This is a genomic window from Longimicrobium sp., assembly GCA_036389795.1.
Lineage (GTDB): Bacteria > Gemmatimonadota > Gemmatimonadetes > Longimicrobiales > Longimicrobiaceae > Longimicrobium.
This window is the reverse complement of the sequence record DASVWD010000227.1, coordinates 1-7,451: the sequence shown is the minus strand read 5'-3', so window position 1 is coordinate 7,451 and position 7,451 is coordinate 1. Positions and strand designations below refer to the sequence as shown.

4 protein-coding genes are annotated in these 7,451 nt (G+C 75.0%); 1 reads left to right on the top strand and 3 read right to left on the bottom strand.

Annotated features, from left to right (window positions below; genetic code table 11):
- The 3 genes from VF746_26665 to VF746_26655 all read right to left on the bottom strand — a co-directional run.
- Positions 1-918: amidohydrolase family protein (locus tag VF746_26665; GenBank protein ID HEX8696027.1), on the bottom strand; the 918-nt coding region annotated here is incomplete at its 3' end.
- Between the two features lie 336 nt (positions 919-1,254).
- Positions 1,255-3,411 carry a multicopper oxidase family protein gene (locus VF746_26660; GenBank protein ID HEX8696026.1) on the bottom strand — a complete coding sequence of 719 codons (2,157 nt, stop codon included), beginning with the start codon at positions 3,409-3,411 and terminating at the stop codon, positions 1,255-1,257.
- A gap of 129 nt (positions 3,412-3,540) precedes the next feature.
- A complete protein-coding gene (locus VF746_26655) occupies positions 3,541-4,053 on the bottom strand; it encodes an isoprenylcysteine carboxylmethyltransferase family protein (GenBank protein ID HEX8696025.1) in 513 nt (170 codons plus the stop codon).
- A 195-nt stretch (positions 4,054-4,248) separates the two neighbouring features.
- Between VF746_26655 and VF746_26650 the strand changes: the two genes are divergently transcribed.
- Positions 4,249-7,269 carry a tetratricopeptide repeat protein gene (locus VF746_26650; protein HEX8696024.1) on the top strand — a complete coding sequence of 1,007 codons (3,021 nt, stop codon included), beginning with the start codon at positions 4,249-4,251 and terminating at the stop codon, positions 7,267-7,269.
- Positions 7,270-7,451: the final 182 nt, after the last annotated feature.

Sequence of the window (7,451 nt, the reverse complement as noted above, 5' to 3'; positions counted from 1 at the left end):
CTCGAAGACCGCCGGGGTGCTCGTCATCCCCACCCCGCGCGCCACCATCTCGCGGAAGGTCGCCTGCACCTCGGGGCCCGCCAGGTCCACCGCCGCGAGCCCCTGGGCCATGTTCGCCGGGCACTCGTCGGGCTTCTTGCCGGGGGTGTACTCGCTGTTGGTGAGGAAGCCGTGCTCCAGGTTGTCGATGCCGAGCGACACCGCCTCGCGGAAGCCCACCGAGCAGAGGTGCCCGGTGAACTTCGCCCCGCGCCGGTGCGCCTCCTCGATCGCCGCCCGCATCGCCTCGCGGCTGATCGACGTGTAGAACTTGAACCAGTTCACCCCCTCGTCGACCCAGTACGCCACCACGCGCCGCGCCTCCTCGGGCGTGGCGGCGGCGTACATCTGGCCCCCGGCGTTCTCGCCCGTGATGTAGGGGCCGGTGATGAACATGTGCGGCCCCGGCGCCTCGCCGTCGTCGATGGCGCGCTTCAGGTTCAGCTCGTCGTACGGCGAGGCGCTCCCGGTGGTGCGGATGGTGGTCACCCCGCTCGCCAGGTACAGCCTGGGCGCGGTGAAGTTGGCCTGCACGCGCCGGCGCGGCGTCGTGTAGAAGGTGTGGTCGTGCAGCCCCACCAGCCCGGGGATCACCGTGTGCCCGGAGAGGTCCATCACCCGCGCGCCCGCTGGGACCCGCACCGACGCGGCCGGCCCCACCGCGGCGATGCGGCCGTTCTCGATCACGATGGTCTGGCCCGCCGCGGGCGCCGCCCCGGTGCCGTCGATCACCCGCACGTTGGTGAGTGCCACCACCGGCTCGGAGACGCTCACGAAGCTGCGGACGTTGGGCCTGAGCGCGTCGAAGCGCTGGGCGTGCGCCGCGGTCGCGCTGCCGAGCGCGAGGGCGAGGAGCGCGGCGACTCGGATCCGTCTCATGGGGGGCGCCTCCGTGGGGGTGGTTGGCGGTCGGGCCTCACCGATAGTGGGCCGCTCCAAGGCAGCCGGTCAAGCATTTCGGGAGACGGGTCTCTACGAGCACGACCCAGCGCTGTCATCCTGAGGAGCCGCCGCGCGGAACCGTCGGAGTGACGAGATCCCGGGCGGCGACGAAGGATCTGCGGGTCGGGTCCGAGCGTGAGCCTGGCGCTCGCGCGGGTCCCCGTCCGCAGATCCTTCGGGCGCACGAGCTTCCGTGCAGAGGCGGCTTCGGTGCGTGCGCCCTCAGGATGACCGCGTTCCGTGGTGCAGTCGTGACGTCCGCTCAGGATCTCTTCACCGCACCTCGAAGACCGTCTGCATCCCGGCCTCCAGGTGCTCGGAGACGTGGCAGTGCAGCATCCAGCGCCCCGGGTTGGAGAGCTCCAGCAGCACGTCGACGGTGGCGCCCACCGGCACCAGCACCGTGTCCTTCCAGGCGCGGTTGGCGGTGGGGACGCCGTTGACGGCCAGCACCAGGAAGCGCTGCCCGTGCACGTGCATCGGGTGCTGCATGGCGTGCAGCGCGGCGCGGTCGTTGTGGAAGCGGACCTTCACCACGTCGCCCACGCGGAAGCGCCAGCCCACGCCCTCGTTCTCGCGCCCGGTGGCCGGCTCGCGCAGCACCCAGCGCACCTGGCCGGTGGTGGGGAGCCAGTCCATCATCGGCATGGTGCCGGCCCACTCGACCGGGTTGAAGTACGGCGCGTCGAGCCGGAGGAGCTGCTCCAGGGCGAGGGGCAGCCCGCGGTTCTCCAGCGTCAGCACCAGCTCCAGGTCGGGCGCGCGGCCGAAGTGGCGCCGGTAGCGCTCGACCTCGCGGATCACCTCGCCGTGCTCGCGCAGCCGTTCGAACGCGTCGGCGAGGTCGGGCGTGGCCGGCGTGGCGGAGACGTGGACGGTGCCCAGGGTGTCTTCGGCCGCGAAGAAGCGGTCCGCGCCGTGGTCCAGCGCCTGGACGCGGTTGAGGAGGGCGTGCTCGCCCGGCGCGTCGAAGCGCACGTCCACCACGTAGCGCTCGGCCGGGGAGATCGCCACGCTCTCCACCCACTCCTCGCGCTCGAAGCGCCCCACGTCGGTGGCCACCACCTTCATGCGCGCCCCGGCGAAGGAGAGGTTGAAGACCCGGACGTTGCTGGCGTTGGTGAGGTGGAAGCGGACCACCTCGCCCCGCCGCGCGTCGAGGCGCCAGCGCGGCTCGCCGTTGACGAGCGGCACGTTGCCGAAGCGCCCCATCACCGCGTGGGTGGCGCGCTCCCGCCCGTACGGCACCAGCCCGGCCTCGCCCAGCAGGAGGTCGTCGAGCATGAGCACCTCCTCGCGGTGCGCCGGCCCGTAGTAGCCGGGCTCGGAGGGGCGCACCAGGAGGTTCCCCGCCAGCCCCAGGTCCTGCAGCAGGTCGGCGCGGTGGTGCGGGTGGTACCAGTAGATCCCGGCGTCGCGGAAGTGGACCCGGTAGAGGAAGCGCCCGCCGGGCTCCACCAGCTCCTGCGTGAGGTGGGGGACGCCGTCGAAGGCGTTGTCCAGCCGCACGCCGTGCCAGTGGACCGCCGTCGGCCATTCGGTGGCGTTGCGGAAGTCGACGAAGAGGGTGGCGCCCTGCGGGACGCGGACCAGCGGCCCCGGGTGCTGGCCGTTGAAGGCGAACATCACCAGGTTCCGCCCCTTGAGCCGCCGCCGCACCAGGCCGGCCTCCAGCCGCAGCGTGTCCCCGTCCGCCAGGTCGCGCAGCTCGCGGGGGCGCGCCAGGGGGAGGCGGGCGGGATCGACGCCCTCGCCCGGCAGGTACGGCGCCGCGGCGGGGACGGCGTTCTCCAGCCCCGGCATCGGCATCGGCGCCACGCGGGGGTCCGGGGGCGGCGGCATCGGCCAGCCGCTTGCCGCGGAGTGGTGCTCGTGCGCGGCGGAGCCCGACCCGAGCCCGAGCAGGTGCGTGTCGCCCATCCGCATGCTCGGCGAGGCGCCGCGCAGCACCAGCGGGCCGGTGCGCCGGGGCGCGTCGGCCGAGGGCTCGGCGCTGACGAAGACCAGGAACTTGTTGAGCGCCACGCGCCCGAGCCGGGTGCGGCCCGCGGCCACCGCGCCCAGCCGGAGCATCGGCTCCAGCGACGGCGGCGCCGCCCAGGCCACGTAGGTGGTGTAGGGCCCGAGCGACGCGGGCGGGGGCAGGTCCCGCAGCGTGATCGAGAGATCGTAGAGGTGCCGCCCGTCCGCCGTGAGCGCGACGCCGAAGGGCGAGGGCACCGTGCCCAGCTCCACGGTGCCCGACGCCTGGCGCAGCCCCGGCACGGGGACCAGGTCCAGGCAGTACAGGTCGCGGCTGGGCGCGGTCGCCGCCGTGTCCGTCGACGCGCAGAGCGGCGCCCCGTCCGCCTGGGCGCGGAGCCGAGGCGCGGCGGACAGCGCGGCCGCGCCGAGCAGCAGCGCGAGGGTGAGACGGCGGGCGGGGATCATGGGGAGAAGATCTCAAAATCCGAAAAAACGGCAAGCCTCACGCAGAGACGCAGAGGCGCAGAGAACTGCCAGGGGTTTCTCTACGTCTCTGCGTCTCTGCGTGAGACAAGCAGTTGTAGTTTTCTCGTCTCACCCGTCGAGCGGTCCGGCCCAGGGGCGCCGGCGCGGCCACCACCCCGGCACCGCCCGCCGGTACGCCGCGTACTGCTCGCCGAACTGCCGCGCGAGCGTGGGCTCCTCGTACGCCTTCACGAACGCCACGAAGAACGCGCACGTCACGGCGGCGTACGTCAGGAGCACGCCCTGCCAGAGCAGCATCGCCTGGCCGACGATCGCGGCCAGCACCGCCAGGTACATCGGGTTGCGCACGTAGCGGTAGGCCCCGGTCACCACGAGCCGCTCCGTCGGCGCGACCGGGGCCGGCGTTCCCCTCCCCTGCGCGACGAAGCGGGCGAACGCGTGCACCAGCACCGGCACGCTCGTCACCAGGAGGAGAGCACCCACGAGCCGCACCGGCAGCCAGGAGCCGAGCGGCAGGCCCAGCCGCCACCCGGTGAGCCACCACGGGACCGCCCCCGCCACCACGCCCGGCGCCAGCGCGAAGAACACCGCGCTGATGGCCGCCGCCAGCGGTTTTCGCATGTTCTCACCTCCTCGCGGTCGCTCTCGCCATCGCGCGATCCCGACGATGCCGATCCGGGTGAAGTGTGACCTCGGCGGCCGGAGAACGAAAGGGGATCGGCAGCCGCGCCGCCGGGTTTGCCCATCCCGCCCGCCGCGCTTAATTATCAGTCCACACCGTACGGTCCGACCGCCGTCCAGGAGAGACCACCCACGATGCAGCCCGAACCGGGAGCGGCCGGGCCCCGCGGCACCGTCACCTTCCTCTTCACCGACATGGAGGGGTCCACCCGCCTGCTGCAGCAGATCGGGGCGGCGTACCCCGCGGTGCTCGAGGAGCAGCGGCGGCTGGCCATGGGCGCGTGCGAGCGCCACGGCGGGCGGCTGGTCGACACCGCGGGCGACGGGCTCTTCGTGGCGTTCGAGCGGGCGCGCGACGCCCTGGCCGCAGCGATCGAGGCGCAGCGCGCGCTCCTCTCGCACCCGTGGCCCGACGGCGCCGCCGTGCGCGTGCGGATGGGGCTGCACACGGGCGAGCCCGTGGCCTCCGGCTCCGGCTACACCGGGCTCGACGTGCACCGCGCGGCGCGCATCATGTCGGCCGCGCACGGGGGGCAGGTCGTGCTCTCCGAGGCCACCCGCCAGCTGGCGGCCGGCGACCTCCCCGGCGTCGAGCTGGTCGACCTGGGCGAGCACGCGCTCAAGGACCTGCCCCGGCCGGAGCGGCTCTACCAGGTGCGCGCCGAGGGCCTGCCGGCCGCGTTCCCGCCGCTGCGCACGGCCGGCGCCCCCGGCGTCAGCCTCCCCGGGCGCGCGCTGCCGCTGATCGGGCGCGACGAAGAGCTGGCGGCGGTCAGCGGGCTGCTCCGGCGCGACGACGTGCGCCTGCTCACCCTCACCGGCACGGGCGGGACCGGCAAGACGTCGCTGGCGATCGAGGCGGCGGCGCGCTGCATCCCCCACTTCCCGGGCGGCGTCGCGTTCGTCGCCCTGGCCCCGATCGCCGAGCCGCCCCTGGTCTTCGCGGCGGTCGCCCAGACGCTGGCGGTCTCGCCGCGCGCCGGGCAGGAGCCGCTCGACGCCGTGGTCGAGCAGCTGCGCGAGCGGCGGCTCCTGCTGGTGCTGGACAACTTCGAGCACGTGCTGGGCGCCGCCACGGGGGTGGCACGGCTGGTGGCGTCGTGCCCGGGCGTGAAGGCGCTGGTGACCAGCCGCTTCGCGCTGCGGCTGTCGATGGAGCGCGAGTACCCGGTGGCGCCGCTGCCGACGCCCGGCGCCGCGGCGGGGGGAAACGCCGCCCTGCTGCGCGCCTATCCGTCCGTGCAGCTCTTCGCCGAGCGCGCCGCCGCCGTGAAGCCCGGGTTCGGCCTGGACGACGAGAGCACGGTCGCCGTGGCGGAGATCTGCCATCGCCTGGACGGCCTCCCGCTGGCGATCGAGCTCGCCGCCGCGCGCGTCAAGCTCTTCTCGCCGCGCGCGCTGCTGGCGCGGCTGGACCGCCGGCTGGAGCTGCTGAGCGGCGGGCCGCGCGACCTGCCGGACCGGCACCGCACGCTCAGGCAGGCGATCGGCTGGAGCTACGACCTCCTCGACGCGGGCGAGCAGGCCACCTTCCGGCGCCTGGCGGTGTTCGCCGGCGGCTTCTCGCTGGAGGCGGCGGAGGCGGTCTCTTCCGCGGCCGGCGGGCCGGTGCTGCCCGCGCTGGAGGCCGTGTCCGCGCTGGTCGACAAGAGCCTGCTGCGGCAGGAGGAGCCGGGAGAGGACGACGAGCCGCGCTTCCGGATGCTGGAGACGGTGCGCGAGTTCGCGCTGGAGCGCCTGGCCGCCGCGGGCGAGGAGGCGTCCACGCGCGCGGCCCACGCCGACGTGACGACCGCCCTGGCGGAGCGGGCCGCCCCCGAGCTGGCGGGCGCCGGCCAGCCGCTCTGGCTCCCCCGCCTGGAGCGCGAGCACGACGACCTGCGCGCGGCGCTGGACTGGGCCGTCCGCGCCGGCGACGCGGCGCGCGCGCTCCGCCTGGGCGCGGCCCTCTGCCGCTTCTGGCTCATCCGCGGCTTCCACACGGAAGGGCGGCGGCGGCTCCGCGCGGTGCTCGCGCTCCCCCACGCGGCGGCGGACGAGCCGCTCCGCGCGCGCGTGCTCTCGGGCGCGGCCATCCTGGCTTACGAGCAGGGGGACCTGGGCGAGGGGACCACCCTGCTTGAAGAAGTGCTCGCGCACCACCGCGCCGCGGGCGACGCGCGCGGCGTGGCCGAGACGCTCAACCACATGGGGTGGGTGGCGTTCTACACGGGCGACCTGGAGCGCGTGCGGACGCTGACGGAGGAGGCCCTGGCGCTCCACGAGCGGCGCGGCGACACGCGCGGGATCGCGCTCTCGCTGACGAACCTGGGGGCCGCCGCCCTGCAGGGCGGAGACGTGGGCCGCGCCCTGCAGCTGTACGGGCGGGCGCTGGAGCTCAGGCGCGAGCTGAACGAGGGCCGCAGCATCGCCTACGGCTCGCTCAACCTGAGTTTGGCCCTGATCCGCGCCGGGGAGCTGGACCGCGCGGAGGCGCTCACGCGGGACGCGGAGCGCACGCTGCGCGCGCTCGGCGACAAGCAGCTCCTCGGCTACGCGTGCTTCTGCCTGGCCGAGGCGGCGCTGGAGCGAGGCCGGCCGGCGGATGCGGTGCCGCCGCTCGAGGAAGCCGCCGTCCTCGGCCGCGAGGTCATGCAGGGCTCCACCTTCGGGCTGGCGCTCGCCGGCCTGGCCGAGGCGCTCGCGCTGACCGGCGAGCCGGCGCGCGCCGCCGAGCTGGCGCGCGAATCCGTCGAGCTGCACGAGAGCACCGGCACGCACGTCTGGCTCGTGCTCTCGCTGCGCGTCCAGGGAGACGTCCTGCGCCTCGCCGGCGACCGGAGCGGGGCGCGCGAGGCGTACCTGCGCGCGCTGCGGATCGCCGTGCCGCACGGCATCGGCTTCTACGTCCCCGACTGCCTGGCGGGGCTGGCCGCGCTGGCCTCGGACGCTGCCGAGCACGCCCTCGCGCTGCGCCTCGCCGCCGCGTCGCGGGCGCTGCGCGACCTCGCGGGCCGGCCCCCCTCGCCGCGCGGCCCCGACCTCGACCGCATCGAGGCCGCGGCAGCCCAGGCGCTGGGTGAGCCGGCGGCCGAGCGGGCGCGTGCCGAGGGTGCCGGCCTGGCTCCGGAGCGGCTGGACGAGATCCTCGCCCAGGTGTCCGCCGGGTCCGATTGAACGAGATCCATGTGGATGTCATTCCGAGGGAGCCCCGACCATCGCCTGCGTACGGACGAACGGTGGGGCGACCGAGGAATCTCGCCGACGCGGCCGGGGGCCAGTCTGCCCCGCTCCAGACCGGCCCGCCGGAAGCAGCCGCGCGAAGCGGCCGTCCTCGCCTCTGGTCGAGTAGATTCCGC